The following is a 25672-nucleotide window of genomic DNA, read 5'->3' as shown; positions in this document are numbered from 1 at the left end:
CGCCGCCAGCGCACGTGCTGGCGGCACATCAGCTTCATCTCTAGTTCAAGAACAATAAACGGAGACGAACATGTCTGTTAAACCCGTCAAGATCGACGACCTGCCGATTGGCCGGTTCCACCTGAAGATCGCCGGCCTGACCTTTGGCGCGCACTTTACCGACGGCTACATCCTTGGCCTGATCGGCATTGCTTTTACCCTGCTGAGCCCGCAGATGCAGCTCGATGCCTTCTGGCAGGGGTTGATCGGCGCTTCCGCGCTGATCGGCCTGTTCCTCGGCAGCCTGTTCTTCGGCTGGATCTCCGACCACCTGGGGCGGCAGAAGATCTTTCTGATCAGCTTCGTCCTGATCACCCTGGCATCGGTCATGCAGTTCTATGTCGAAAGCGCCATGGCGCTGCTGTTCTGCAGGATCCTGATCGGCATCGGCCTGGGCGGCGACTTCAGCGTGGGCCACGCCATGCTCGCCGAATTCGCCCCGCGCAAGCATCGCGGTGTGCTGCTAGGGTCGTTCAGCGTGATCTGGACCTTTGGCTATGTGGCGGCCACCTTCGTCGGCACGGCGATGCTCAGCCTGGGCGATGACGCCTGGCGCTACATGCTGGCCTCGTCGGCGATCCCTGCAGGGTTGATCTTGCTGGCGCGCATCGGCACCCCGGAATCACCGCGTTGGCTGCTCAACCGTGGCCGCGTCGAAGAGGCGCGGGCCATCGTGCGCAAGCACCTGGGCGCGCATGTGGTGCTGGATGAAGAACCGGCCAACGAACACGGTTCGGGCTATGCGGCGTTGTTCAGCCGTGAGTACCGCAAGCGCACGGCGTTCAACTGCCTGTTCTTCGTCTGCATCGTGATGCCGTATTTCGCCATCTATACCTTCCTGCCGACGATTCTGGCGAAGATGGGCCTTGCCGAGGGCTTTGGTACCGAGCTGATGCTCAACCTGCTGCTGATCGTCGGCGCGCTCGCCGGTATCTGGTGCACGGTGAAGTTCTCACGGCGCGGATTCCTGATCGGCTCGTTCGTGGCGCTGGCGTTAGCGTTGCTGCTGTTGGCGGTTTTGCCGGGCAGTGCGGCGTGGTTGATGGTCCTGGTATTCGGGGTGTTCACCCTGGTGCTGTCGGCGGTGAGCAACCTGGTGGGGGTGTTCCCGGCCGAGAGCTTCCCGACCCCGGTGCGGGCCAGCGGGATTGGCCTGGCGACGGCGGTCAGCCGGCTAGGGTCGGCGGTGAGTACCTTCCTGTTGCCGGTGAGCGTGGCGGGGATTGGCTTGAGCCCGACCATGGGGATTCTGGCGGGGGTCTTGGCGTTTGGCGCGCTGATTTCCTGGGCATGGGCGCCGGAGACCAAGGCGCTGACCTTGAGTCAGGCGTGTTCGGTGCCGAAGGAGGAGGTTGAAGGGGCTGTGGTTTCGGTGGCTTAGCCCTCAGTCTTGCAGTGCTGATACCGGCCTCATCGCGGCTGAAGCCGCTCCTACAGGGTGGGAGCGGCTTCAGCCGCGATGAGGCCAGCACATTCAACATCTAATTTCTGAATCTGCCCAACCACTCAGTAAACAACCGCACCTTGGACAACCCCTGCTTTTCACTTGCCACATCCAGCCAGTATCCATAAGGCCCGATCACCTCCAGCGGCGCAATCGGCAGCAAACTACCCTCGCGCAGCTCGCGCTCGATCATCTGCCGGTCGATCACCGCCAAGCCTCCACCGGCAACAGCAGTGTGGATCACCTGGTCCAGGGTGCTGAATTCCAGCCCGAGCCCGGCATCCACATCCTCCCGCCCCATGGCCGCCAGCCAGTTTTCCCACACTTGCAGCCGCTTGCCGTCATGCAGAATGTGCAGCAGCGGATGGCGATGCAGGTCGGGTGGCTCGCCGTTGTTAAACAGCTCGGCACTGGCCACGGCGACATGCCGCTCCATCACCAGCAATTCACTGTGCCAATGCTCGGCCGGCGTCAGGCCAAAACGAATCCGGCAGTCGACTTCCGCCAGGCTCTGTTGGCTGGCCTGGTTGCTGACGCTCAGGCTGATGTCGGGATACTGCTGGCAGAAGCTGCGCAGGTGCGGCGACAGCCAGCGCGTGGCCCAGGTTGGCGGTGCCAGCACCCGCAGGCGCTGGCGCAGGTTGGGTACTTTGACCGACTGCAAGGCGCGCTCGATCTGGTCGAAGGCACCCGCCAGCTGTGGCGATAGCGCCACGCCGAACTCGGTCAGGGTGAGGCCCTGGGGCGTGCGCACGAACAGGGCGACCCCCAGGTAGTCTTCAAGCTGCTTGATCTGCCGGCTGACCGCGCCCTGGGTGACATTCAACCCAAGGGCGGCCTGGCTGAAACTGCGGTGCCGCGCGACTTCTTCGAAGACGCGCAGCATGGTGAGAGGAGGGAGTTGGCGCATGGCACACGCGCTTCAGAAGTAGTAACCGATATTCACGTACAGCTGATTCTCCCATTGGTCGCTGCCGCCGGCACCCAGGCTCTGGGTATAGCTGCTGCCACCGATGTAGGGGTCGTTCTTGCCAAACAGCCATTCGGTGGCTACCCACAATTTGCTCAGCGAGAACGACGAGCCGAGAATTACCCGCTCGGAGGTGTCGAAGCCCGAGGCCGACTTGTCGAAGGCGCTGTAGTTGGCGTACAGCTTGATGCCGCTCAGCTGGTTGAACAGGAACTTGCCGTCGACGTCGTAGCTCAGGTCGGCGACGTAGAAGTTGCCACGGCTGGCGACGTTGAACGTGCCGTCGTAGCCGCCGAAGGTCACCACTTCGTCGGTGCCCGCATTGCGTGGCGACATTTGTTGGCGCGCCGCCATCAGTTGCACACCCCATGGGCCGTTCTTGCCCAGGTAGTGCACGGCCAAAGCATTGCGTCGGCCGTCGTTGCCGGTGTCGTTGTTCTTCAAGGTGGAGGTCATGGCCGACACCCCGGCTTCCGACTTCCAGCCTCCCAGCTCCAGCGCCTTGGCCACGCGCACCACGGCAGTGTTGCGTTCGCGGTTGTCGCTGCCATCTTCGACATAGCTGTCGGCCGACGACACCACAGTGGAATAAGTCCGACCGTTGCTGGTGCCCTTGCCTTGCCAGGCCGGGCGCAGGTAGTAGCCGGCCTGCAGGTTCCAGTCGCCGGCCTGCTGGATGTACTTGGCGCCGATCTGCTCGACATCTTCCAGGCCGACCACGTTGCCGAGGGTCTCGAAGAATGTACTGCCAAAGTAGGGCTGAAGGCCGAACGGGATCTGGTTCAGGCCAACCTGTACCTGCTGCTCGGGGTTGAATTTGTACCCGACCCACGCTGTTTCGGCGAAGGCCACGTCGCCCACGTTGTTGGTGTACTTGTACGGGTAGGCGCGGCCATAGAAGCGGTACTTCGCGGCACCGATCCAGGTGTCGGAGCTGTACTTGGCGGTAAGGAACACGGTGTCGAAGTTGAACTTCTGGATGTCGCGGTCCGGGTCGTAGTCCCAGCGTGCGCGCACGGCGCCACCGAGGTCGAGGTTCTCGCTGACCTGCACGGCGAGGGCGGGTACGGACATCAGCGAAAGAGTGGCCAGGCAGGCAGACTGCAGGCGCAGGGAAGCGGGCAAGGGCATGGGACAGCTCTCGTTTATTGTTATGTGAGATGCGCGCAGTGTTGCCAGCGGGGGCGGGGGAGACAAACGATTAAATGGCGGGGCAAACCTTCGCTAAATGCACGTTACCGGTTTGGCAGTGTAGGCATTGTCCTACAAAACATGGGAAGCTAGGCACCTTGTCGAATGCCTTTCCGAGTGCCCTCCATGAAACGAAAAATGCCTGGCCTCAATGCCCTCAAAGCCTTCGAGGTGGCTGGCAGCACCGGCAGCTTCACCCGCGCCGCCGAGTTGCTCAACGTGACCCAGAGTGCGGTTAGCCGCCAGGTCCGTCAGTTGGAGGAGCAGTTGGGCGAAGACCTGCTGCAACGCCGTCACCATCACTTGGAACTGACCAACGCCGGGCGCGTGCTGCTGCGCGCGCTGAACCAGTCGTTCGACAAGATCGAGATGACCGTACGCAGCATCCAGCAGAAGACCCACGCCAACCGCCTGCACCTCAATGCGCCGCCCACCTTCACCAGCCGCTGGCTGATGCCGCGCCTGGGGCGGCTGCGCGAAGCCCATCCGGAACTTGAACTGAGCATCGGCACGCGCTTGCAGGACAGCCTGGCCGAAGCCGCGACGCTGGATTGCGCGATCCGTTTCGGCAATGGCGAATGGGATGGGCTGGACAGCTCGCTGCTGTTCCAGGAGCGGCATGTCGCCGTGTGTGCGCCATCGTTGTACGGCCGCGAACAGCAAGAGCAGGGCATCGACCTCAACCACATGACTCTGCTGCACGTGCTGGCGCGTGAAGACCAGCGCTACCTGACCTGGAAGCACTGGCTGGACGCCGCACGCATCACCGGCGTGGATACCCAGGGCGGTTACGAATTCGACCTGCTCGACTTGGCCATTCGCGCTGCAGTCGATGGCCTGGGCATCACCATCGCCGATTGGCACATGGTCGCCCCGGAGCTGGCCGTCGGGCAGCTGACCCAGGTGCTCAACGTGCACGTGGACGGCCACCAGTCGTACTGGCTGGTGACCCGGCCAGAGCAGCGCGACCTGCCGCAGCTGCAGGCCTTCAGCCAATGGCTGCAGGCAGAAATCTGGCTGTCGCAGCGCCAGCTGGAGCCTTCCACCCCGGCTGTTTAAGCCCCCGTGTTGCCTAACGTGCGTTTTTCGAATGTTTACCCGCGCAATTAATCGTTTGTCCATCCGTGGCCGGATGACAACACTGCCGGGACATAACAACGTTAAAACGATGGGCAACCGCCATGCGATTCGAGCGAAATTTTGTTGACGGCTCCTTTGTCGAACCTGCCACCACGGCCCTGATCGCCGTACACGACCCCGCCACCGAAAACCTGGTCGGCCAGGTGTCGGCCGCCACGGCCGCTGAAGCGATTGCCGCTGTCGAGGCCGCCGCCAAGGCGCAAAAAACCTGGGGCAAGCTCACCAGCATCGAGCGTGGCGATTACTTGCGTGCCTTTGCCGATGCCCTTGAAGCGCGCGCCGAACAGGTCGGCGAAGCGTTGGCATGGGAGTCTGGCAAAAGCCTCGGCGACGCCAGCAACGAAGCCCGCTACGCCGCGCAGATCACCCGCTACCACGCCGAATGGGCGCGGCGCATCGAAGGCGAGATCATCCCCAGCGACACCCCGGACGAAAAACTCTTCCTGCACCGCGAACCGATTGGTGTGGTGGCTTGCCTGATCCCGTTCAACTACCCGGTCTACACCCTGCTGCGCAAGGTCGCCCCGGCGCTGATCGCCGGCAACACCGTGGTGGTACGGCCGAGCAACAACACCCCGCTGTCGGCCTTCGAGATTGCCCGCGCCGCGCAACACGCAGGCCTGCCGGCGGGCGTGCTGAACATCCTGACCATGGACCACGCCACCGCTGCCAGCCTGTGTACGCATCCGGCGGTGGGCCTGATCACCCTGACCGGCAGTGTCAACGCCGGGCGCATCGTGCTCGACTACTGCAAGGCCAATATCGCCAAGCCGTCGCTGGAGTTGGGCGGCAAGACCCCGGTCATCGTCGAGGCCGACGCCGACCTTGAGCAGGCCGCCAGCGCCATTGTCGGTTCCAAGACCACCCACTGCGGCCAGCTGTGCACGGCAGTCGAACGAGTGTACGCCCACGAAAGCGTGCACGACCGCCTGCTGGCGCTGCTCAAGGCCAAGTTCGAAGCGGTGCGCTTCGGCAATCGCGCCGAAGACCCGCAGCAGATGGGCCCGCTGGTCAACGCCGCTGCGCGGCGCAACATCCACGCCATGGTCGAGCGCGCCGTGGCCCAAGGCGCCGTACTGGAAACCGGCGGCGTGGTGCCAGAAGGCCCGGGTCATTTCTACCCGCCAACCTTGCTCAGCCACTGCCGCCAGGACATGGAAATCGTCCAGGAAGAAACTTTCGGTCCGGTGCTGGCGCTGCTCAGCTACCGCGACATCGACCATGCCCTGGCGATGGCCAACGATCACCAGTTCGGCCTGTCCTCGGTGCTGTACAGCGAGAACTACCGCACCGCGATGAAAGTAGCGGGCGCCATCGAGGCGGGCGAGCTGTACGTCAACCGCACCCCGGCCGACCCGTACCAGGGCTTCCATGCCGGCTGGAAGCGCTCGGGCCTGGGCGGCGACGACGGCAAGCACGGGATGCTCGAATTCACCCAGACCCGACTGGTGGTCATGAAGTACTGAGCGGCACGTAGCAAGCTGTACGCACGCGTGCAGCCGTTTCACCTCCAATAAAAACAATCAACAGGCAGGCCCGTATTGCGGGCTGCCCGAGGCCTCATCCATGTCCAAGCATGCTGCTAATGCTGCCGCTGTTCAGGGTTCTGCCGCCCTTGCCCAGGGCAACAGCGACAAGGGAAGTCGCTACTTCCAGCTCTTGCTGCTGGTGCTCGCCGCTGGCGCCATCTACCCGATCCTCTACCTGCGCCAGGTCTACCAGACCACCATGCTGGAGGTGTTCCAGATCAACCACAGCGAGCTGGGCTACCTGTATTCCATGCTCGGCACGATCTTCCTGCTCAGCTACCTGCCCAGCGGCTGGCTGGCCGACCGCATTGCACCGCGCTTTCTGATCTTCTTCTCGCTGGTGGCCACCGGTGCCCTGGGGCTGTGGTACTCCACTGCGCCGGGCATGTCGTCGCTGCTGGTCATCTTCGGTTGCTGGGGCCTGACCACGGGCCTGACCTTTTGGGCTTCGGTGCTCAAGCGGGTGAAGATGATCGCCCGGCAGTCCGAACAGGGCCGCTTCTTCGGCATCCTCGACGGTGGCCGTGGCCTGGTCGAGGCGCTGCTGGCGACGGTGGCGCTGGCGCTGTTCGCCCTGGCGACCGAGACGCGTGGTGAATCGGCGGCCGAAGGTTTCCGGCATGTGGTCTATCTGTATTCCTTCACCTGTATCGCCATTGGTTTCGTGCTGGTGCTGCTCAAGGACCCCAAATCCATGGAGGCGACCGAGCCGGTAGAGAAGGGCAGGTTCAACCTGCTGGCCGACCTGGCGATCCTGGTGAAAATCCCCGAACTGTGGCTGGTGACCGCCATCGTGTTCTGCGGTTATCACATCTTCTGGGCCACCTACAGCTTTTCCGATTACCTGCAAGGCAGTGGCATGACCGCGGTGATGGCCGGCACCATCACCACCATCAAACTGTGGATGCGGCCTATCGGCGGCATCGCTGGCGGTTGGCTGGGCGACAAGTTCAGCAATGTCTCGGTGTTGATCGTCGCGATGCTGCTGGCGTCGCTAGGCGTATTCGGCCTGATCCTGTTCCCGGCGCTGAATAGCCTGGGCTTGCTGATCGCCACGGTGATCTTCATCGGCCTGATGACCTACGCCATCCGTGGCCTGTACTGGGCGATCCTGGATACCTGCGACATCCCGCTGCGCATCACGGGCCTTGCCATCGGCATCGTCTCGGTGATCGGCTACCTGCCGGATGCCTTCATACCGCTGATCAACGGTTACCTCACCGAACATTTCCCCGGCGCCCTCGGCTACAAGCTGTATTTCGGCTACGTGGGCAGCGTGGGGCTGATTGGCACCCTGGCGGCAGTGGCACTGCGCGCCCGGGTAAACCGCAAAGCACTCCTTCAGAACACAGGTGCCTGAGATGAAAATCGTCGCCCTTGAAACCCATATCGTCGCCGTACCGCCACCGCACATCGGCGGCATGTACTGGCTGTTCGTCAAGCTGCGCACGGCCTGCGGCATCGAAGGCGTCGGCGAGATCTACGCCGCGACCTTCGGCCCCAAGGCCATGCTGCCGATCATCGAGGACGTGTTCGAGCGCTACCTGCTCGACCAGGACCCGCACCACATCGAGCGTTTCTTCCGTCAGGCCTATTCCAGCGGCTTCACCCAGCGCCCGGACCTGACCATGATGGGCGTGGTCAGCGGCCTGGAGATGGCCTGCTGGGACATCATCGGCAAGGCGGCGAACAAGGCGGTGTACGAACTGTTGGGCGGCAAGGTCAATGAGCGCCTGCGCTCCTACACCTACCTGTACCCGGTCAACAGCCAGGGCGAGTACGACTACGATGACCCGGACCTGGCCGCCGAGTGCGCGGTGCAGAACATGAACAAAGGCTTCACCGCCGTGAAGTTCGACCCGGCCGGGCCGTACACCGCTTATTCCGGGCACCAGATTTCCCTGGAAGTTCTGGAGCGCTGCGAAACCTTCTGCCGCAAAATCCGCGAAGCGGTTGGCGACAAGTGCGACCTGCTGTTCGGCACCCACGGCCAGATGGTGCCGTCCTCGGCCATTCGTCTGGCCAAGCGCCTGGAAAAGTACGACCCGCTGTGGTTCGAAGAGCCCATTCCGCCAGGGCAGGAAGACGCTATGGCCCAGGTCGCCGGCAAGACCAGTATCCCCATCGCCACCGGCGAGCGGCTGACCACCAAATACGAGTTCTTCAAGCTGCTGCAGGCCGGCGGCGCTTCAATTTTGCAGATGAACGTGGCGCGCTGTGGCGGCCTGCTGGAGGCGAAGAAGATCGCCAGCCTGGCCGAGGTGTACTACGCGCAGATCGCCCCGCACCTCTACAACGGCCCGATCGGCGCAGCGGCCAGCTTCCAGCTGGCGGCCTGCACGCCGAACTTCCTGATCCAGGAAAGCATCGAGACCTGGGGCGGCTTCCACGCCCAGGTGCTGAACAAACCGCTGCAGTGGGAAGACGGCTACATCATCCCGTCCAGCGAGCCTGGCCTGGGCGTAGAGCTGAACATGGACGTGGTGCGCCAGCGCACGCCGTATACCGGCCAGCGCCTGCACCTGCAGATGGCCCCGAACCCAGCCGACGTGCGCGATATCTCGCCGGCCAAAGGCTGACCCGATGCCGCCCGGTAACGGGCGGCGTTCAACCCGACTTACGCGGTAACCTGCATGACATACGACTACATCATCGCCGGCGCGGGTGCTGCCGGTTGCATCCTGGCCAACCGCCTGTCCGCTTCGGGCACGCATTCCGTGTTGCTGCTGGAAGCGGGCGGCAAGGACGATTCGTTCTGGTTCAAGATCCCGGTCGGCTTCGCCAAAATGTACTACAACCCGACCTACAACTGGATGTACTACAGCCAGCCGCAGCCGCAGCTTGGCGGGCGCGCCTTGTATGCGCCGCGCGGCAAGGTGCAGGGCGGCTCGGGCTCGATCAACGCGATGATCTATGTGCGCGGCCAGGCACACGACTTCGATGACTGGGCCGCCAAGGGCAACCCGGGTTGGGGCTTCAAGGACGTGCTGCCGTACTTCCGCAAGCTGGAGAACCACCCGCTGGGCGACAGCGAGTACCACGGCGGCAGCGGCCCGATCAGCATCACCCCGATGAAGGGCCAGACGCACCCGATCTGCGACGTGTTCCTAAAGGGTTGCGAACAGCTGGGCTACCCGCAGAGCGATGACTTCAACGGGCCGAATTTTGAAGGGGCGGGCATCTATGATGTGAACACCCGCAATGGCCAGCGCTGCTCCAGCAGCTTCGCCCACCTGCACCCGGCGTTGCAGCGCCCGAACCTGACCGTCGAGCATCATGCGCTGGTCGACCGTATAGTGTTCGAGGGCCAGCGGGCCACCGGTGTGCTGGTCAGCCAGAAAGGGGTTGCCCGCAGTTTCAAAGCGCGCAAGGAAGTGATCCTGTGTGCGGGCGCGGTAGATACGCCGAAGATCCTGCAACTGTCCGGCGTCGGCGACCGTGCATTGCTCGACCGTCACGGTATCACCCAGGTAAAGCAATTGCCGGCCGTGGGGCGCAATCTGCAGGATCACCTGTGCGTCAGCTACTACTACAAGGCCAATATCCCGACCCTGAACGACCAGCTCAGCTCGCTGTTCGGGCAATTGAAGCTCGGCCTGCAATATATGCTGACGCGCAAAGGCGCGTTGGCGATGAGCGTCAACCAGGCGGGTGGTTTCTTCCGGGGTGACGAGGGGGAGCAGAACCCCAACCTGCAGCTGTACTTCAACCCGCTGTCGTACCAGATCCCGAAGAACAACAAGGCCAGCCTCAAGCCGGAACCCTACTCAGGGTTTCTGCTGTGCTTCAACCCGTGCCGGCCGACCAGTCGTGGCCATGTCGAGATCGCCTCGGCCAATCCGCGCGATGCGGCGCTGATCGACCCGAACTACCTGACTACGCACAAGGACATCGACGACGTGATCCAGGGCAGCCAGCTGATGCGCAAGATCATGCAGGCGCCAGCGCTCAAGGGCATTACCGTGGAAGAAGTGCTGCCCGGGCCGGCAGTGCAGAGCGAGGAGCAGATGCTGGCGTACTTCCGCGAGAACTGCGGGTCTATCTACCACCTGTGCGGCTCGTGCGCGATGGGGCCGGACGAGCAGACGTCGGTGGTAGATACGCGGCTCAAAGTCCATGGGCTGGAAGGGCTGCGCATTGTCGATGCGTCGATCTTCCCCAACGTCACCTCGGGCAATACCCATGCTGCGGTGTTGATGGTGGCAGAGAAGGGCGCCGATCTGATCTTGCAGGGCCAGTAGGCGCATACCCTGTAGGAGCGGCTTTAGCCGCGAAGCGGTGGATGGCACCGGCTTTGCCGGTGTTCGCGGCTGAAGCCGCTCCTACAGGTTAGGCGATGAGCTTTTCCAGGTTGAGCAAGATCGAGGCAGCATCATAGGGTTTGCGTACCACCGGCACATGTTTCAAATGGGCAGGAATGATGATGCTGTCGCCATAACCGGTTGCGAACAGGAACGGTATGTCTAGCCGTGTGAGTTCTTCAGCCACGGCGATGGATGTGCCGGTACCGAGGTTGATGTCCAGCACTGCTACATCCGGTTTCCGCTCAAGCAACAGCTTCATCGTTTCTGCCTCGGAGCTTGCCGTGAGGACATCCTCTACCTGCGCATCGGCCAGAATTTGCTCAAGACCCACCGCAATCACCAGTTGGTCTTCAAGGATCAGCACACAGGCATCGACCAGGCGCGTGCAGTCCACTTGCGGGAGCGCTTGCGCCACCGGCGCTGCGTCGGTAACGGTGTCTTCTACCAAGGTCAGGTGTTTAGCCGGGATTCTGAACAGCCCGAGCAGGCCCTCGGGCCTGTACTCCAGGGTGCTGGTGCCACCGAGGTCGAAAGGTATGCTGCGTTCGATCAGCACCGAGCCAAAGCCGCTGCGAGTTGGCGGGCGCACCGTTGGCCCACCGCTCTCGCACCAGGTGATCTCGCAAGCGCCACCCGCATCGACTGACCAGGTGACCGACAACTTGCCACCGGCCCGCGACAGCGCGCCGTACTTGGCGGCGTTGGTCGCCAGCTCGTGCAGCACCAACGCCAGTACGGAAAAGGCGCGGGCATCGAGGAGCAGGTTTGGCCCCCACAGTTCGAGCGCATCGGCCGAGGTGCGATAGGGCGAGAGCTCGGCCTCCAGAAGGGCAGAGAAACGCCCGCCACCGTCACCGCGCACGACCTGGTCGTGAGCCAGCGACAGCGCCTGGATACGGCCCTTCAGCGTTGCAACGTAGCTGCTGAGGGTCTGATTCTCCGCAGCCGGGTGGGCGACCAGCGCACCGATCAGCGAGAGAATGTTCTTCACCCGGTGATTGAGTTCTTCGTTGAGCATCCGTTGGCGCACATCCGATCGTGAACGCTCATCGGCCAACAATTCGCTGTTGTGCAGGGCCACTTCGACGATCGCCGCGCGGATGGCCTCACCGAACTGGCGGTCCTGTTCGTTCCAGGGCAGGCTGTGCTGGTGCACGGTCTGCTTCCATACGGCGAAGCTCTTGCGTGGGGTCAGGCGCTCACCCAGCGGGCCGCTTTCGTAGGTCTTGTTGGGGTCGCCGGCCCAGTCCAGGGTTTCGACCACCTCCTTGCGAAACAGCATGAGGTAGTCCCGCGGGTGCTGCGACATCGGGATGATCAGTGCGCCGGCAACATCGACGGCGTAATCCTGGGCGGCAGGGTGGGCCATCGACAGGCAGTTCGATGCCCAGGTGCGGCCCTCGGCGACGCTTTCTGCGAAGCTCAGCAGGCTGGGCATAGCAGTTTTGGGCGGTGTCACCCCGTCGCTGGTCCATCGCCCCTGCAATGCCATACCGATGCCATCGCAGGGGATGAGCGCCTGGAAGTCGGCCATGTGCGCGCGCAGCAGCGCTTCGATGTCTGCAGTGCGGTGTGCCTCGTGCAGCAGGGTGTCGAGCACCTGGCGGGCATGTGCGGCGGCTTCTAGCGTTTGCCGTGCACGCAGGGTCTGGATGTGCAGCGAGAAAAACTCGCCGAACATTTCCGCAGCAACCCGCTGGCCCATGGACAACGTACGCGGCGCGTAATGGTGGCAAGCAATCAGCCCCCACAGCGCGCCATCGACGATCACCGAAATCGACATTGAAGCGCCGACGCCCATGTTGCTCAGGTATTCACAGTGAATCGGCGAGACGCTGCGCAGGTGGGCGTAGGAAAGGTCCAGCGGTTCACCCGACAAGTCCAGCACCGGTTCGATGGGCACAGCCTTGAACTGGGCGTCGGAAATGATCCGTACCGGGTTGCGCAGGTACAACGCGCGCGCCTGCTGGGGAATATCGGACGCCGGGAAATACTGGCCCAGGAAGCTTTCCAGGCCGCTGCGCTTGGCCTCGGCAATGACCTTGCCGGCACCGTCGACGCCCAGTTGATAGATCATCACCCGGTCGTAACCGAGCAGGGCGCGGACACGCCTGGCAGTGTCCGGGAAAAGTTTGTCGGAGCGGTCGATCTCGCGCAGCTGGCCGATCACTGTGCGCACCAACTCGATCGGCTCGGCGATGCTCGCGCCCGAAGGCTCGAACTCAAGGATGACAGTGCCCTTGAACAGGTGTGCAGAGACATCGAAGGCCTCGCCCGAGATGACCCTCACGCCAAACGACAGCGCCGGCCGCGACGCTTCCTTGACCCGGGCCAGCGAGTTGCGCAGGGTGTGCGCCGCCTCGCTGCCGATGATCGTGTCGAGCCTTTGCCCGTTGAGCTCACCGACCGCGCCCAACATGCCTGGGGCATTGGCCGAATGGCGCAACACCAGGCTCGCCGAAGCGTTGCAGGCCAACAGACAACCGTGCGGTTGAATGCTGCCGGGGATCTGGATCGGCTCACGATCACAGTTGGTCAAGTCGACGCGGGGTTGCAAAGTCATGGGCACCTGCCGGTATCGCGAATACCGGCGGCCTGCAAGACTGCCGAATATTTTCAAGTAAACGAAGTGGTTACAGTCATATTCAAGCTCCGAGTCTAGCTGGCATGGTGCTATTCGTCACCCGGCACACGGAGGTACCGGGCTCGGAGTAGGTCAAGGGATCAGAAGCCTTCCAGGACAATCTTGCCGCGGGCCTTGCCACTTTCGATCAGAGCATGGGCGCGCTTCAGGTTGTCCGCGTTGATCACGCCGAAGTGTTCACCGACCGTGGTCTTGATCACGCCCTCGTCGACCAGCGCAGATACCCGCTCCAGCAGTTGATGCTGCTTGATCATGTCTTCGGTCTTGTACAGCGAACGGGTGAACATCAGCTCCCAGTGCAGCGACAGCGATTTGCGCTTGAGCGGCATGACATCCAGCTGCGCCGGGTCATCGATCAGCGCCAGCTTGCCTTGTGGCCGGAGCACTTCCACCAGTTGCGCAAGGTACGTGTCGGTGTGCGTCAGGCTGATCACGTAGTCCACCGGGTCCTGCTTCAGCTCCGCCAGTTGCAGCGGGAGCGAACGCGAATGGTCGATCACGTGGTGGGCGCCTAGTTCGCTGACCCATTGCTGTGTTTCAGAGCGCGAGGCGGTGCCGATCACCGTCAGCTGCGTGAGCTGCCTGGCCAATTGCACGAGGATCGAGCCCACGCCCCCGCCAGCGCCAATGATCAGCAGGCGTTGGCCCTGCCCCCCGTTCTGCTCGACGCCCAGCCGATCGAACAGCAGCTCCCAGGCAGTAATGGACGTCAGCGGCAAGGCGGCGGCGCTGGCGTTGTCCAGGCTGCGCGGTTTGTGGCCGACGATGCGCTCGTCGACCAGGTGAAACTCGCTGTAGCTGCCGGGGCGGTCGATGGCGCCGGCATAGAACACCTCGTCGCCTGGCTGGAACAGCGACACTTCGCTGCCGACCTCGCGCACGACGCCCACCGCGTCCCAGCCCAGGACCTGCGGCTGGCCGGTAGTGCGACTGGCGCGAACCTTGGTATCGACCGGGTTGACCGCAATGGCCTTGACCTCGACCAGCAGGTCCCGGGGGCCAGGCGTGGGGTGGGGCAGGTCCGTCTCGAACAGGGACTGGGGATCCTGAATAGGCAAACCGGCTTGGGTATATACAACGGCCTTCATTGGCATGACCTCGAAAAAGTGAAAGTGATGTCAGGTTATCCGTGTTGGTTTCGTACAAAAACCGGCGAGACGAGGTAAGACTTTCACTGCTGCGATGAAAGTCCGGGAAATTACCTGCGCCTGCCGTTGTAAATGCAGTCAGGCGTTGTAGCGTGGCGCCAGGCGGTTGTTCGAAAGTTGGCCGAGCAGCGCTTGGCGGCTGGCCTCAAAGGTTTCGTACGGCTTCAGGTCATGCATCGACGGGATGGAGATCAGCACATCCTTGTCGAAGTCCTGAAGAGCTCCATCGACCAGGTCGGTCGCCGACATGACGATGTTCGGGTCAAGATTCTCCACAGGCAGGCCGCCGATTTGCCAGAAGTCGGTCGCGGTGGCGCCGGGCAATACTGCTTGAACCTTGATCCCATCGGCGGCCAGCTCCTTGTGCAGCGACTGGGTGAAGGCGGTGACATAGGCCTTGCTGGCGCCATACACGCCATTGAGCAGCTCCGGCGCCAGGCTGACGATGGAGGAAATGTTGATCAACGCACCGTGCTTGCGCTCGACAAAACCGGGCACGGCGGCATAGCTCAGGCGGGTGAGGGCGGTGACGTTGAGGCTGATCATCTCGGCCATGCGCTCGACATCGCTTTCGAGCAGGCTGGTGTGAGTGCCGATGCCGGCGTTGTTGACCAGCAGGCTGATGCTGGCGTCTTCGCGCAGCTTGCGTTCGACCCGCGCCAGGTCGGCGGCGTTGCCCAGGTCTGCCGGGAATACTTCGACGCTTTGTTGGGTTTGCGCGGTGAGGCGGCTGGCAAGCGCATCGAGGCGCTCACGGTTGCGCGCCACCAGCACCAGGTCATAACCGCGGCGCGCCAGGCGCTCTGCGAAGATTGCGCCGATTCCGGTGGATGCGCCGGTGATCAGTGCAGTGCCTTTGTATTGCTGTGTCATGGCCGAGCTCCGTTGGTTGGGGTTGCAGCCATGATGCGCAACGTTGCGAATGACTTAAATGACGTATAGGGTATTGTTTCAGGACATCCAGTAACGGAACAATGTAATGCACCGAGTCGGCTATCTGCTCACCGAGGGCTTTCAGATCATGTCCCTGGCGACACAGACTGTGTTCGAGTTCGCCAATCTGGTGGCGGGCAAGGAGGTCTACAGGATTCAGAATTTCTCCATGGGCGGGGGGACTGTCCGCTCTTCACTGGGCATGCATGTCGATACTCTGCCGCTGGGAGCGCCTGGATTGGCGGACACCTGGATGGTGACCGGCACGCTCACGCCACAGGCCCCACCTGGCGATGAGGTGCTGCACAGCGTGCGCGGATTCGTCGAAGCGTCGCGGCGCACGGCCGGCCTGTGCACCGGGTCGTTCGTGCTGGCCCAATCTGGGGTGCTCGACGGGCGACGCGCTACGACCCACTGGTACTACGCCGATGCGATGAAGCGCATGCATCCCAAGATCAAGGTCGAAGAGGATCGGATCTTCATTGTCGATGGCCCGGTGTGGACGTCGGCTGGCATGACCGCCGCCCTGGACATGGCGCTGGCGATGGTGGAGAAGGACTTGGGAGCCGCGCTTGCCCGCTCCATCGCGCACAAGATGGTGATGCACCAACGTCGCTCCGGCGGGCAGTCGCAACATTCGGAACTGCTGGCGCTCGCGCCCAAGTCTGACCGTATCCAGAGCACCCTGGCTTACGCACGACAGCATCTCAACCGCCCGCTGGGCGTGGAAGAGCTGGCTGAGGTGGCCCACCTGAGCCCTCGGCAATTCACTCGCGTGTTCACTGCAGAAACCGGACAATCACCGGCCAAGGCGGTGGAGAGCCTGCGGCTGGAGGCTGCCCGTTTGATGATCGAGCAAAGTCGGCACAGCCTGGATACCGTGGCCAAGGAAACCGGCTTCAGGGATCGACGGCACATGCGCGAGGTGTTCATGCGCGGCTATGGCGTGCCGCCACAGGCGGTACGCCGTGATGCTCGACGGGTAGAGTGAAGTACGGATCTTACGGATGGAGTACAAATGTGCTCCTGGCGTATTGGCTTACCAAGGCTGCTTTAAAACATGTTCATTTCGTTCGATGGGCCCAAGGGAACGGGTAAAACGACATTGCTGGAGTCGGTTACCCAAGCCTTGCGGGCAAAAAGGCACAAGGTGATCCGACTGTGCGAGCGAAACAACGACCCAAGCCGCGCTGACACGATGGCCCTGGTAAATACATTCGTCAGGAACCCCAGCCAAGCACTGGAGCTGGAAGTGTGTGAGCGGCTGGCCGATAGCCGTGCCTGGATTTCCCGGCATGTGCTGCCCAGGCAACCTGCGGGCAGCATCATCCTGATCGATCGCTGGTATCCGTCTGATGCGGCGTTCCGCCGGCTCGTCCCGTTTGCCGAGGTGCTGGCGCTGAACATCGAGCGAAACGTGCGAGTGCCAGATCTGCATGTAGGGGTTGTCACCGAGCCCGACATTTCATGGGCGAGGGCGGCGGCACGCTCGGCTGGGCTGCGCAGTACCGTGATGTTCAATCTCCAAGAGCAAGTGGCTTGTACCGAGGCGTTCGAGCGGGCGATCACCGACAACGGCTGGTTCTTGTGCCGCAATGAGCGGACGGTCGAGGAGGCGACGGTACAGGTGGCTGATGAGATCGAGAGAGTGCTGGCTCTCTTACGCTAGAAAGTCAGGCGGTTGTGGGCATTCAGCCTGTTCGTCCTCTTGGATGTTGCTGTAGACAGCCAAGCCGCACACAGCAACCAGGCCCACGCTGGCAAGCACGATATCGCCCAGCAACATGCCTGCGACCAGTACCAGCACGCTGATGCGAAAAAGGGTTGTCATGACTGCCTCCGTTGCAGATAGGTTTCGTCCCTCAAGCGCTAACCATAACGCTCCAATTGCAGTGGCGCATCCCACCTGCGCAAATGTGGCAGAGTTTGCCTGTGAAATGGCAGAACGGCCCGTAGCGGCAGCTATGCTGAACAGATGATCCCTTGGGACATTTATCATGTGCAGGTCGATGCTGTTACTCGCAATCACACTGGTAGCGGGTTGTCAGGCGCCCATGCCAACCGCCAACCCGCAAATGGCCTGGGTCGATTTCTCGATGCCATTCCCCAATGACCGAGTTCTGCTGGCCGAGCGGCTGGACAAGCAACGGCTGAAGGACGGACGTTTCTTTCAGGTGAGCCCTGGCAGTCATGAGCTGCTGGTCCGGTTCGACTATGAAGTCGGCGGGGGTGGAGGCATGAGCATGATGGGTGGCACCACCGTGCGCGAATGCTACCTGACCATCCCTTACGCGCATTTCAAAGCCGGCGAGCGTTATGTGCTGGAGGCGCGGTCGATGGCGCTGACGCCCGAGGCGCGTTTGTTCGATGGCAACGGCGCAGTGGTTGCGCAGGTCAGCGAGTTCTATTGCCTGATGTGAGGGGGCTCGGGTTATCCCTGGCTCGTCGCCAACGCAAGCTGCGGGAGGTATGAGATGAACAAGCTATCTATCGTCGGTGCCGGCATGGTCGGTGAGGCGGCGGCTCAGATGATCGCTCGGGATGAACTCTGCGGTGAGTTGAGTCTGATCGATGTCCAGGGTGACTTGGCCAAGGGCAAGGCGCTGGATGTCTGGCAGGCGGCAGTTGAGGCGGGATCTGATACCCGGGTTTATGGTGGGTCCAACGCCGAGATGCTGCAGGATTCCGATCTGGTGGTGATTACGGCAGGCGTGCCACGCAAGCCGGGTCAATCGCGTCAGGATGTACTGAGCATCAATCTGCCCATCCTCGACGGCATCATGCAGGACGTAAACACGTATGCGCCGTCAGCGACGGTCCTGGTGGTGTCCAACCCAGTCGACGTGCTGACTTATCGGGCCTGGAGCCTCAGTCCACTTGGGCGCGACAAGGTATTCGGCCAGGCGGGAGTACTGGATACCGCGCGCATGAAGTGTTTCATTGCCGAGGAGACAGGTTTTTCGGCGCGGGACATCACGGCGCTGGTCCTCGGAGGACATGGCGACAGCATGGTCCCGTTGATGCGCTATTGTGCGATCGGTTCGGTGCCGTTGTCGCACTTTTTGTCCGACGAGCAAATAGAGCGGATTGTGCAGCGCACACGCCAAGGTGGCGGCGAGATTCTGGCCTTGAAGAAGCTGGGCAGCGCCTGCGACGCGCCAGGTGTGGCCATTGCACAGATGGTGGACGCTATTGCCAACCGACGAAACCGCATTTTGCCGGCGGTTGCGATTCTCGAGGGCGAGTATGGGCGCAAAGGGATTGCCATGGGCGTTCCCTGTGTATTGGCCGGGCATGGGATCGAGCGGGTGATCGAGCTGACGTTGGATGCACAGGAGCAAGCGATGTTTGACCATTCTGCCGATCAAGTTGCGCGGGATATCGCGGAAATAGATGCGCTGTGAATCGGGTGGCATGGGGGTGGGGGCTTTGCCCCCGCCCGCTCACAACATCTTGTCGAGCGTGATCGGAAATTCCCTCACACGCTTGCCCGTGGCATGGTAGACCGCATTGGCCACTGCAGCCGCCACCCCAACGACGCCGATTTCGCCTACGCCCTTGGACCCCAGTTCGTTGACAATCTCATCGTGTTCCTCAACGAAGATCACGTCGATATCACCGCAGTCTGCATTGACCGGAATGTGGTACTCCGCCAGGTTGTGATTGACGATGCGTCCCAACCGATGGTCGGTCAGTGCTGATTCGTGCAGGGCCATGCCCACCCCCCAGACCACGCCTCCCAGAATCTGGCTGCGAGCGGTTTTCGGGTTGACCACGCGTCCTGCCGCCACAGCGCTGACCACCCGGGCTACCTTGATCGTGCCAAGGTCCTCGTCGACATGGACTTCCACGAACACCGCCGAATGCGTCGCCGTAGCAAACTGTTGGCGCCTGGCGCCGGGCTCCGCCTCGATCTGCACTTCGAACTCACCATCGGGGGCGCTGGCGACGATGTCCGCCACGGCCAGGCGATGGCTGCCTGCATGCAGGTAGCCATCAGCGAACACGACCTGCTCCCAAGCGGTGCTGGCCAACTGAGGGTTCATTTTGCGCGCTTGTTCCAGCACCTTGGTGCGCAGTATCTGGCAGGCCTGGCGCACCGCCGAGCCAACTGACGACACCGTGAACGATCCGCCCTGAAGCGGAGCGGTGGGCAGCGACGAATCACCCAGCACGAAGGTGACATCCTGCACGCTGACGCCGGCAGCGTCGGCTGCGATCTGGGTCATGACGGTATAGGTGCCGGTGCCGATATCGGTGGTGGCACTGCTGACGGTGAGGTGGCCCTGGGCGTCGATGCGTGCCTTGGCGCTGGCCTTCATCTGCATGGCTTCCCAGACGCCGCCGGCCATGCCCCAGCCCACCAGTTGGTTACCCTGGCGCATGTTGCGCGGTTGCGGGTTGCGCAGATGCCAGCCAAAGCGTTCGGCGCCTTGCTGGTAGCAGGCCAGCAGTTCCTTGCTGGAGTAAGGCTTGCCCTCATTGCCGTTGTTGGCAGCAAAGTTGCGCCGGCGCAGTTCGACCGGGTCGATCTGCGCTGCACAGGCGAGTTCATCCATGGCGCATTCCAACGCGATCATCCCTGACCCGGCCCCAGGCGCCCGCATGTCGAGTGGGGTGTACACATCGAGCGGGGCCAGTCGATAGCTGAGCGCAACGTTGTCGCACTGGTAGAGCATGCCGCTCCATTCCACCAGGTGCTCGGTGAAGTCCTCGAAGCGGGAGGTCTGGCCAAGCGCATCGTGAGCGATCGCCAGCAATTGCCCGTTGGCGTCTGCCCCCAGGCGCAAGCGTTGCTCGGTGCGGGGCCGGTAGCCGAAGGTGAACATCTGCTGGCGCGTCAGCGTGACGCGTACTGAACGCTTAAGGTGCAATGCCGCCATCACGGCCAGCGGCAACTGGTACTGCGGGCGCAGACCCGAGCCGAAGGCGCCGCCGACGAACGCTGCGCGCACCCGGATGTTGGCCTTGGGCAGGCCGAACACCTTGTGCAGGTAGTCTTGGCAGTTTTGCGTGCCCTGGGTCTTGTCGTGAATTTCCAGGGTGCCGTCGGTTTTATACTGCACCGTAGACGCATGGGGTTCCATCGGGTTGTGGTGCTCGTTGGCCGTCAGGTAGGTGGCATCTACCTGCACCGGCGATCCGGCAAACTGCCCGGCGAAGTCGCCACGCGGCGCCGGTGTCTCGGCGGGCGCTTCATGCGCCTGTTGGCATGCGGCCAGGTCTGTCTGGTGGGCCTCCTCGGCATAGTTGATCCTGATCAGCGAACCTGCGTACCGGGCCAGTTCGAGGGTTTCGGCCACCACCAGCGCCAACGGTTGCCCGCTGTAGAGCACTCGATCATTGAACAAGGGTCGGAACGGCGACCCTTCGGCAGAATCGGCGTCGCTGTAGTCGTCGTCATAGCTGGAGATGCGCGGACGATGGTCATGGTCGAGCACGCCGATCACCCCGGGCACGCGCAGGGCTTGTGTACTGTCGATGTCGAGTACCCGACCGCGCGCTATCGTACTGGACACGACGCTGCCGTGGAGCAGCCCCGCCTCGGGGTATTCGCCCGCGTAACGTGCCTGCCCGGTGACTTTCGCCACCCCGTCCACGCGGTCCAGGGGCGTGCCGACTACCGGTGTGGAGTTGCTCATGGTCGTGCCCCTCTGTCAGCGGTACCGTGCGCCGCGTCATTCAATGCCCGCACGATTGCACGTTGGGCAAGCGTTACCTTGAAGCCGTTGTGGCTCAGCGGTTGCGCACCCTGCAGCAACGCTTGCGCGGCACGCGTGAAAAGCGCTTCACAGGGCGCCTGGCCGACCAGCAGGCGCTCCACATCCGGGTCCCGCCATGGCTTGTGGGCAACACCGCCCAGCGCCAGGCGAGCCTGTTGGATCACCTCGCCATCGAAGCTCAACGCCGCAGCGACCGACACCAGCGCGAATGCGTAAGAGGCGCGGTCGCGTATTTTCAGATAACGGTAATGGTGTTCGAACACCGGGGGCGGCAGCTCGATGCCGGTCACCAGTTCATTGACTGCCAGTTGATTGTCGCGCTCCGGGGTGTCTTCGGGGAGGCGATGGAAAGCCGCAAAAGGTATCTGGCGTTCGCCGTCCGGTCCTTGTACATGCACCACGGCTTCGAGCGCTGCCATTGCCACGCACATGTCGGAGGGATGGGTCGCGACGCAGGCAGCGCTGGCGCCAAGGATCGCGTGGATCCGGTTCTGGCCATTTCGCGCGGGGCAGCCGCTGCCGGGCTCTCGTTTGTTGCACGGGGTGCCGGTGTCATAGAAGTAGTAGCACCGGGTGCGTTGCAGCAAGTTGCCACCGGTGCTGGCCATGTTCCTCAGCTGCGGTGATGCTCCAGCCAGAATAGCGTGGGACAGCAGCGGGTAATGCGCTTCGATCAGCGGGTGCCAGGCCAGGTCGGCATTGCTCACCAGCGCGCCGATCAGTACGCCGCCGCTGGGGGTTGGTTGAATATCGTTCAGCCCTAGGCCGCTGATGTCGATCAGACGCTCGGGGCGAACGACGTTCTCCTTCATCAGGTCGACGATGTTGGTGCCACCGGCAATGAAGCGCGAGCCGGCATCAGCCAGGCTCACGGCTTCGCTGACCGATGCGGGCTTTTGGTAGCTGAAGGGCGTCATGGGTTCGGCCCTCGTTGTGGCTGCGCCCTGTCAGTCATCAACGGCAGGGCTTCTTCAACCGCAGCGACGATGTTGCCATAGGCACCACAACGGCAAAGGTTGCCGCTCATCTGTTCGCGAATGGCCTCGCGGCTATCGGCCCGCCCTTCGTGAGCAAGCCCGATTGCGGAGCAAATCTGCCCCGGAGTGCAGTAACCACATTGGAAAGCATCGTGGGTGATGAATGCGCGCTGCATGGGATGCAGCGCGTCGCCGCTGGCCAGCCCTTCGATGGTCACCAACTCGGCTCCGTCGCACATGATGGCCAAGGTCAGGCAGGCATTGACGCGTTTGCCATCGCGCAGCACCGTGCAGGCGCCGCACTGGCCATGGTCGCAACCTTTCTTGGTACCGACCAGGTCCAACTGTTCACGCAACAGATCGAGCATGGTGGTCCAGGGATGCACCACCAGGGTTCGGGGCTGACCGTTGAGGGTCAGGGAGAGGGGGTGCTCTTCAGCCCCATTGGGAGTGATCGCGCTCATGGTAGGTCCTCACGGTAAGGGTTCGCGCAGTTGGCTGCGTCTCTGTTGTGCGACCGGGCCGGCCGAACAAACGTTCAGCCGGCTCGCCCAGTTTCCGATCACTTCTTGCCAGGCAGCACCGAGCCGAGTACCTGCTTGGCGGTTTGAACGATGATGCCCGCCTGGTCGGGGTCACCCTTGAGCAAGGTGCTGGCGAACTTCTTCGCCTGCTCCAGCTTTATGTGGGGCGGCAGGGGTGGCACGTTCGGGTCGGTCTTGAACTCGATCAATACGGGGCGGTCGGCGGCCAGGGCGCGCTCCCACGCAGCGGCAACGTCCTCTTCGCGATCCACGTAGATACCTTGCAGGCCAATAGATATGGCGAACAGATGGTAGGGCACGTCAGGGATGGACTGCGAAGCCTCGAACTTGGGGTCTCCCTCCATTACCCGCTGCTCCCAGGTGACCTGGTTGAGATCTTCATTGTTGAACACCGCACAGATCCATTGAGGGTTGTCCCACTGCTGCCAATATTTGGCCACGGTGATGAGCTCGGCGAGGTTGTTCATCTGCATTGCCCCATCGCCCACCAGTGCCACCACAGGCCGCTGCGGGTGGGCGAACTTGGCTGCGATCGCATAGGGCACGGCTGCGCCCATGCATGCCAGGCCACCGGACAGCGAACACTGCATACCCTGGCGAATTTGCAGGTCGCGGGCGAACCAGTTGGCACAGGAGCCGGAGTCGCTGGTGATGATGGCGTGGTCGGGCAGGCGAGGGGACAGCTCATGGACCACGCGCTGCGGGTTGATCGGGTCAGCCTTGACCAGGGCACGCTTGGCCACGGTCTTGTCCCACTGCGCACGCCAGGTCTCGACCTTGTCGCGCCAGCGACGGTCGGTCTTGTACTCGAGCATCGGCAACAGGGCGCGCAGCGTTTCGCTGGCATCGCCGACCAGGTTGACCTCCATCGGGTAGCGCAGGCTGAGCATGTCGGGTTGCAGGTCGATCTGTACGCCACGCGCCTGGCCTTCCTTGGGCAGGAACTCGGCGTAGGGGAAGCCGGAGCCGATCATCAGCAAGGTGTCGCACTCGGTCATCAGCTGATAGCTCGGTTCCGTGCCGAGCAGGCCGATCGACCCGGTGACCCATGGTAGGTCGTCCGGCAGCACAGCCTTGCCCAGCAGCGCTTTGGCCACCCCGGCGCCGAGTTTTTCGGCGATCGCCATGACTTGATCAGTCGCCTGCAGCGCGCCTGCACCGACCAGGATCGCCACCTTGCGGCCGTCGTTGAGCACCGCGGCGGCGCGCTGCAGGTCTTCGTCGAACGGCAACACCCTGGGCTTGCTGTAGCCGATGCCGGAATGCACCGTACCGTGCGCCCTCGGTGGTTCATGGTAGGGCATGTCCTGCAGGTCGTTGGGCAGGATGACGGCAGTGACGCGGCGTTCACCAACGGCCGTACGCACCGCACGGTCGAGCAGGTGGCGTACCTGCTCCGGTGTCGATGCCTGCTGAACGAACGCACCGGCGACGTCCTTGAACATCGACAGCAGGTCCAGCTCCTGCTGGTAATGCCCGCCCAATGCCGCACGCGCCTGTTGACCCACGATGGCCAGTACCGGCTGGTGGTCCATGCGAGCATCGTAAAGGCCGGTCAGCAGGTGCGAGGCGCCCGGACCGGAGGTGGCGATGCAGACACCGAGCTCGCCGGTGAACTTGGCATGTGCGCTGGCCATGAAAGCGGCCATTTCCTCATGCCGGGCCTGGATGAATTCAATCTTGCCGTTGGCTCGGCTCAGCGCGCCGAAAACCCCGTTGATGCCGTCGCCGGGGTAACCGAAAATGCGCCGCACCCCCCATTGATACAAACGCTCCACCAGAAAGTCGCCTACCGTGCCGGTCATTGCCTGCTCCCGTTCTGTCATCGATAGGGGTCTGGACTTGGCACGTGTCGGGAAAGTTTCAACGGTGTGCGCACCGGTCTGCCCGCTGGAACCTGAAAGCAGCGGGCAGGCTCGAAGGTGAACCGACAACCCGATCAGGATGCATCATGAGCCTCATGAACATGACGGATGCCAGCGTGCAGGCCCTGTATTTCGAAGACGACGGCGCGACGCCGAACAGTCGTTTTCCCGTGCTGTTGTACCGATTGAGGCTCGATCCGGCGGGGGATGCCGCCAGCGCATTCGAAGCGATGTTCGCGGCGCACCAATGGACACCGCTCTGGCGCGCCGGGATCTTCGATTATCACCACTTTCACCCTAACGCCCATGAGGCGTTGGGCGTCGCCTGCGGGCGGGCCCGATTGACGCTTGGCGGGGAGGCCGGGCAGAGCCTGAGCGTGAAACGCGGCGATGTGCTGGTGCTGCCGGCAGGCACGGGCCATCGCTGCATCGATTGCAGTGACGATTTCCTGGTGGTTGGCGCCTATCCCCATGGGCAGGAAGACTACGACATCCAACGGCCAGACAGAGCAGCGCACTCGCGCGCCCTGGCCCGCATCGCCAAGGTGCCACGCCCTGAGCAAGACCCGGTCAGCGGTATTGGGGGGGCGTTGATGACTCGATGGCCGGCGAATGCGTCCAACGACACCTGACGGTCGCTATTTCGTGGTCAAGGGTCAGCTATGGCGCTGCAGCAATCCCGCGCTTTGCGATGAGGTGCGTCAGCGCCTGGTGCAGGATCTGATGAAAGCGCGGCGAGCCGTGAAGGACGCCAAGGCATCCAACGACGAAGTCCAGCTGCGTGCCGCTCGAGCAGCGGTAGATGACGCAAAGCTAGCTTTAGGGGAGAGGGGGCCGGTGTGGTGGGATGACGGAAGTCCTGACTACAACCGCCATAAGGTGACCAATACGCCCTACGCTGGCTGGTATCACCTGCTCGCCGAGCAACGTTGATATCCGATGAAGACAGGGCCAAACGCAACTGAACATCGAGGCAAGAGCGACTCTCCAAGTACCATCACTCGGAGGATTTGCCATGCAGCCCAAAACCGAAGGATTTGAAGAGCAAGGCCCTAGCGGTGTCCCGTTCATCAACGATCCTGAAAAACCCAGCTCTCCACCCTTGAACGATGCCGATGCCACGGATGCAGCTGAGGCCGAGGAAGACATCCAGGATGACGCAGAGTCGATATAGACCCCAGGAGCAGCGCTGTGGTCAACGCTGCTGACCTTGGTTCGAT

The 25672-nt window shown here is 62.6% G+C and carries 23 protein-coding genes; 13 read left to right on the top strand and 10 right to left on the bottom strand.

Translation table 11 applies throughout. From position 1 onward, the window contains the following. Nucleotides 1-70: 70 nt before the first annotated feature. Entirely contained in the window at nucleotides 71-1420 is a 1350-nt protein-coding gene (locus ACIQUF_RS04190; RefSeq protein ID WP_403128744.1) for an MFS transporter, read from the top strand. Between the two features lie 100 nt (nucleotides 1421-1520). Here ACIQUF_RS04190 and ACIQUF_RS04185 read toward each other — a convergent pair whose 3' ends face one another. Beyond that, nucleotides 1521-2393, bottom strand: a complete 873-nt coding sequence (locus ACIQUF_RS04185; RefSeq protein ID WP_403128742.1) for a LysR substrate-binding domain-containing protein — start codon at nucleotides 2391-2393, stop codon at nucleotides 1521-1523. A gap of 12 nt (nucleotides 2394-2405) precedes the next feature. Then, nucleotides 2406-3527 carry a hypothetical protein gene (locus tag ACIQUF_RS04180; protein WP_403128897.1) on the bottom strand — a complete coding sequence of 374 codons (1122 nt, stop codon included), beginning with the start codon at nucleotides 3525-3527 and terminating at the stop codon, nucleotides 2406-2408. A gap of 243 nt (nucleotides 3528-3770) precedes the next feature. Between ACIQUF_RS04180 and ACIQUF_RS04175 the strand changes: the two genes are divergently transcribed. The 5 genes from ACIQUF_RS04175 to ACIQUF_RS04155 all read left to right on the top strand — a co-directional run bounded on the left by ACIQUF_RS04175 (nucleotide 3771) and on the right by ACIQUF_RS04155 (nucleotide 10554). Further along, nucleotides 3771-4703: a LysR substrate-binding domain-containing protein gene (locus ACIQUF_RS04175; protein WP_403128740.1), complete on the top strand. Its 933-nt coding sequence runs from the start codon at nucleotides 3771-3773 to the stop codon at nucleotides 4701-4703. Between the two features lie 122 nt (nucleotides 4704-4825). Continuing rightward, entirely contained in the window at nucleotides 4826-6250 is a 1425-nt protein-coding gene (gene aldA / locus ACIQUF_RS04170; RefSeq protein WP_403128738.1) for an aldehyde dehydrogenase, read from the top strand. A gap of 100 nt (nucleotides 6251-6350) precedes the next feature. Beyond that, nucleotides 6351-7673 (top strand): nitrate/nitrite transporter, encoded by a 1323-nt coding sequence (locus ACIQUF_RS04165; protein ID WP_403128736.1) that lies wholly within the window; start codon nucleotides 6351-6353, stop codon nucleotides 7671-7673. A gap of 1 nt (nucleotide 7674) precedes the next feature. Then, nucleotides 7675-8892: a mandelate racemase/muconate lactonizing enzyme family protein gene (locus ACIQUF_RS04160; protein ID WP_403128734.1), complete on the top strand. Its 1218-nt coding sequence runs from the start codon at nucleotides 7675-7677 to the stop codon at nucleotides 8890-8892. Nucleotides 8893-8946: 54 nt separating this feature from the next. After that, a complete protein-coding gene (locus ACIQUF_RS04155; protein ID WP_403128732.1) occupies nucleotides 8947-10554 on the top strand; it encodes a GMC family oxidoreductase in 1608 nt (535 codons plus the stop codon). Between the two features lie 88 nt (nucleotides 10555-10642). Here the strand turns inward: ACIQUF_RS04155 and ACIQUF_RS04150 are convergent, their stop codons facing one another. From ACIQUF_RS04150 to ACIQUF_RS04140, 3 genes are all read right to left on the bottom strand, one after another. Next, nucleotides 10643-13180: an HWE histidine kinase domain-containing protein gene (locus ACIQUF_RS04150; protein WP_403128731.1), complete on the bottom strand. Its 2538-nt coding sequence runs from the start codon at nucleotides 13178-13180 to the stop codon at nucleotides 10643-10645. Between the two features lie 161 nt (nucleotides 13181-13341). After that, nucleotides 13342-14349, bottom strand: coding sequence for a zinc-binding alcohol dehydrogenase family protein (locus ACIQUF_RS04145; RefSeq protein ID WP_403128729.1), 1008 nt, complete (start codon nucleotides 14347-14349; stop codon nucleotides 13342-13344). A 138-nt stretch (nucleotides 14350-14487) separates the two neighbouring features. After that, nucleotides 14488-15282, bottom strand: a complete 795-nt coding sequence (locus tag ACIQUF_RS04140; protein ID WP_403128727.1) for an SDR family NAD(P)-dependent oxidoreductase — start codon at nucleotides 15280-15282, stop codon at nucleotides 14488-14490. Between the two features lie 106 nt (nucleotides 15283-15388). On the opposite strand from ACIQUF_RS04140, the gene ACIQUF_RS04135 reads away from it, so the two are divergent. Next, nucleotides 15389-16333, top strand: a complete 945-nt coding sequence (locus ACIQUF_RS04135; protein ID WP_403128725.1) for a GlxA family transcriptional regulator — start codon at nucleotides 15389-15391, stop codon at nucleotides 16331-16333. A gap of 69 nt (nucleotides 16334-16402) precedes the next feature. Beyond that, nucleotides 16403-17011 carry a dTMP kinase gene (locus ACIQUF_RS04130; RefSeq protein WP_403128723.1) on the top strand — a complete coding sequence of 203 codons (609 nt, stop codon included), beginning with the start codon at nucleotides 16403-16405 and terminating at the stop codon, nucleotides 17009-17011. Here the strand turns inward: ACIQUF_RS04130 and ACIQUF_RS04125 are convergent. Then, the gene (locus tag ACIQUF_RS04125; RefSeq protein WP_403128721.1) at nucleotides 17003-17173 is read right to left on the bottom strand and encodes a hypothetical protein; all 171 of its coding nucleotides are present in this window, start codon (nucleotides 17171-17173) and stop codon (nucleotides 17003-17005) included. The two genes, ACIQUF_RS04130 and ACIQUF_RS04125, sit on opposite strands and share 9 nt — an antisense overlap. A gap of 166 nt (nucleotides 17174-17339) precedes the next feature. On the opposite strand from ACIQUF_RS04125, the gene ACIQUF_RS04120 reads away from it, so the two are divergent. Then, the gene (locus ACIQUF_RS04120) at nucleotides 17340-17762 is read left to right on the top strand and encodes a hypothetical protein (RefSeq protein ID WP_403128720.1); all 423 of its coding nucleotides are present in this window, start codon (nucleotides 17340-17342) and stop codon (nucleotides 17760-17762) included. Between the two features lie 54 nt (nucleotides 17763-17816). After that, complete coding sequence (locus tag ACIQUF_RS04115; RefSeq protein WP_403128718.1) at nucleotides 17817-18746, top strand: malate dehydrogenase; 930 nt, start codon at nucleotides 17817-17819, stop codon at nucleotides 18744-18746. 39 nt (nucleotides 18747-18785) lie between these two features. On the opposite strand, the gene ACIQUF_RS04110 is transcribed toward ACIQUF_RS04115, so the two are convergent. From ACIQUF_RS04110 to ACIQUF_RS04095, 4 genes are all read right to left on the bottom strand, one after another. Next, nucleotides 18786-20984 carry a xanthine dehydrogenase family protein molybdopterin-binding subunit gene (locus ACIQUF_RS04110; RefSeq protein WP_403128717.1) on the bottom strand — a complete coding sequence of 733 codons (2199 nt, stop codon included), beginning with the start codon at nucleotides 20982-20984 and terminating at the stop codon, nucleotides 18786-18788. Beyond that, a complete protein-coding gene (locus ACIQUF_RS04105) occupies nucleotides 20981-21982 on the bottom strand; it encodes an FAD binding domain-containing protein (RefSeq protein WP_403128716.1) in 1002 nt (333 codons plus the stop codon). The genes ACIQUF_RS04110 and ACIQUF_RS04105 overlap by 4 nt, the downstream gene beginning before the upstream one ends. Beyond that, entirely contained in the window at nucleotides 21979-22506 is a 528-nt protein-coding gene (locus ACIQUF_RS04100; RefSeq protein ID WP_403128714.1) for a (2Fe-2S)-binding protein, read from the bottom strand. The genes ACIQUF_RS04105 and ACIQUF_RS04100 overlap by 4 nt, the downstream gene beginning before the upstream one ends. Before the next feature lie 98 nt (nucleotides 22507-22604). Next, a complete protein-coding gene (locus ACIQUF_RS04095; RefSeq protein ID WP_403128713.1) occupies nucleotides 22605-24392 on the bottom strand; it encodes a thiamine pyrophosphate-requiring protein in 1788 nt (595 codons plus the stop codon). A gap of 146 nt (nucleotides 24393-24538) precedes the next feature. On the opposite strand from ACIQUF_RS04095, the gene ACIQUF_RS04090 reads away from it, so the two are divergent. The 3 genes from ACIQUF_RS04090 to ACIQUF_RS04080 all read left to right on the top strand — a co-directional run bounded on the left by ACIQUF_RS04090 (nucleotide 24539) and on the right by ACIQUF_RS04080 (nucleotide 25626). Further along, on the top strand, nucleotides 24539-25084 hold the full coding sequence (locus ACIQUF_RS04090; RefSeq protein ID WP_403128712.1) for a cupin domain-containing protein: 546 nt from the start codon (nucleotides 24539-24541) through the stop codon (nucleotides 25082-25084). Next, complete coding sequence (locus ACIQUF_RS04085; RefSeq protein WP_403128710.1) at nucleotides 25065-25385, top strand: hypothetical protein; 321 nt, start codon at nucleotides 25065-25067, stop codon at nucleotides 25383-25385. Before ACIQUF_RS04090 ends, ACIQUF_RS04085 begins: the two co-directional genes overlap by 20 nt. An 82-nt stretch (nucleotides 25386-25467) precedes the next feature. Next, complete coding sequence (locus ACIQUF_RS04080) at nucleotides 25468-25626, top strand: hypothetical protein (RefSeq protein WP_400801163.1); 159 nt, start codon at nucleotides 25468-25470, stop codon at nucleotides 25624-25626. Nucleotides 25627-25672 lie beyond the last annotated feature (46 nt).

This window comes from Pseudomonas sp. NPDC090233 (assembly GCF_044772285.1).
Classification (GTDB): domain Bacteria; phylum Pseudomonadota; class Gammaproteobacteria; order Pseudomonadales; family Pseudomonadaceae; genus Aquipseudomonas.
Note: the sequence above shows the minus strand (reverse complement) of the source record. Positions and strands in the feature narration are given on the sequence as shown.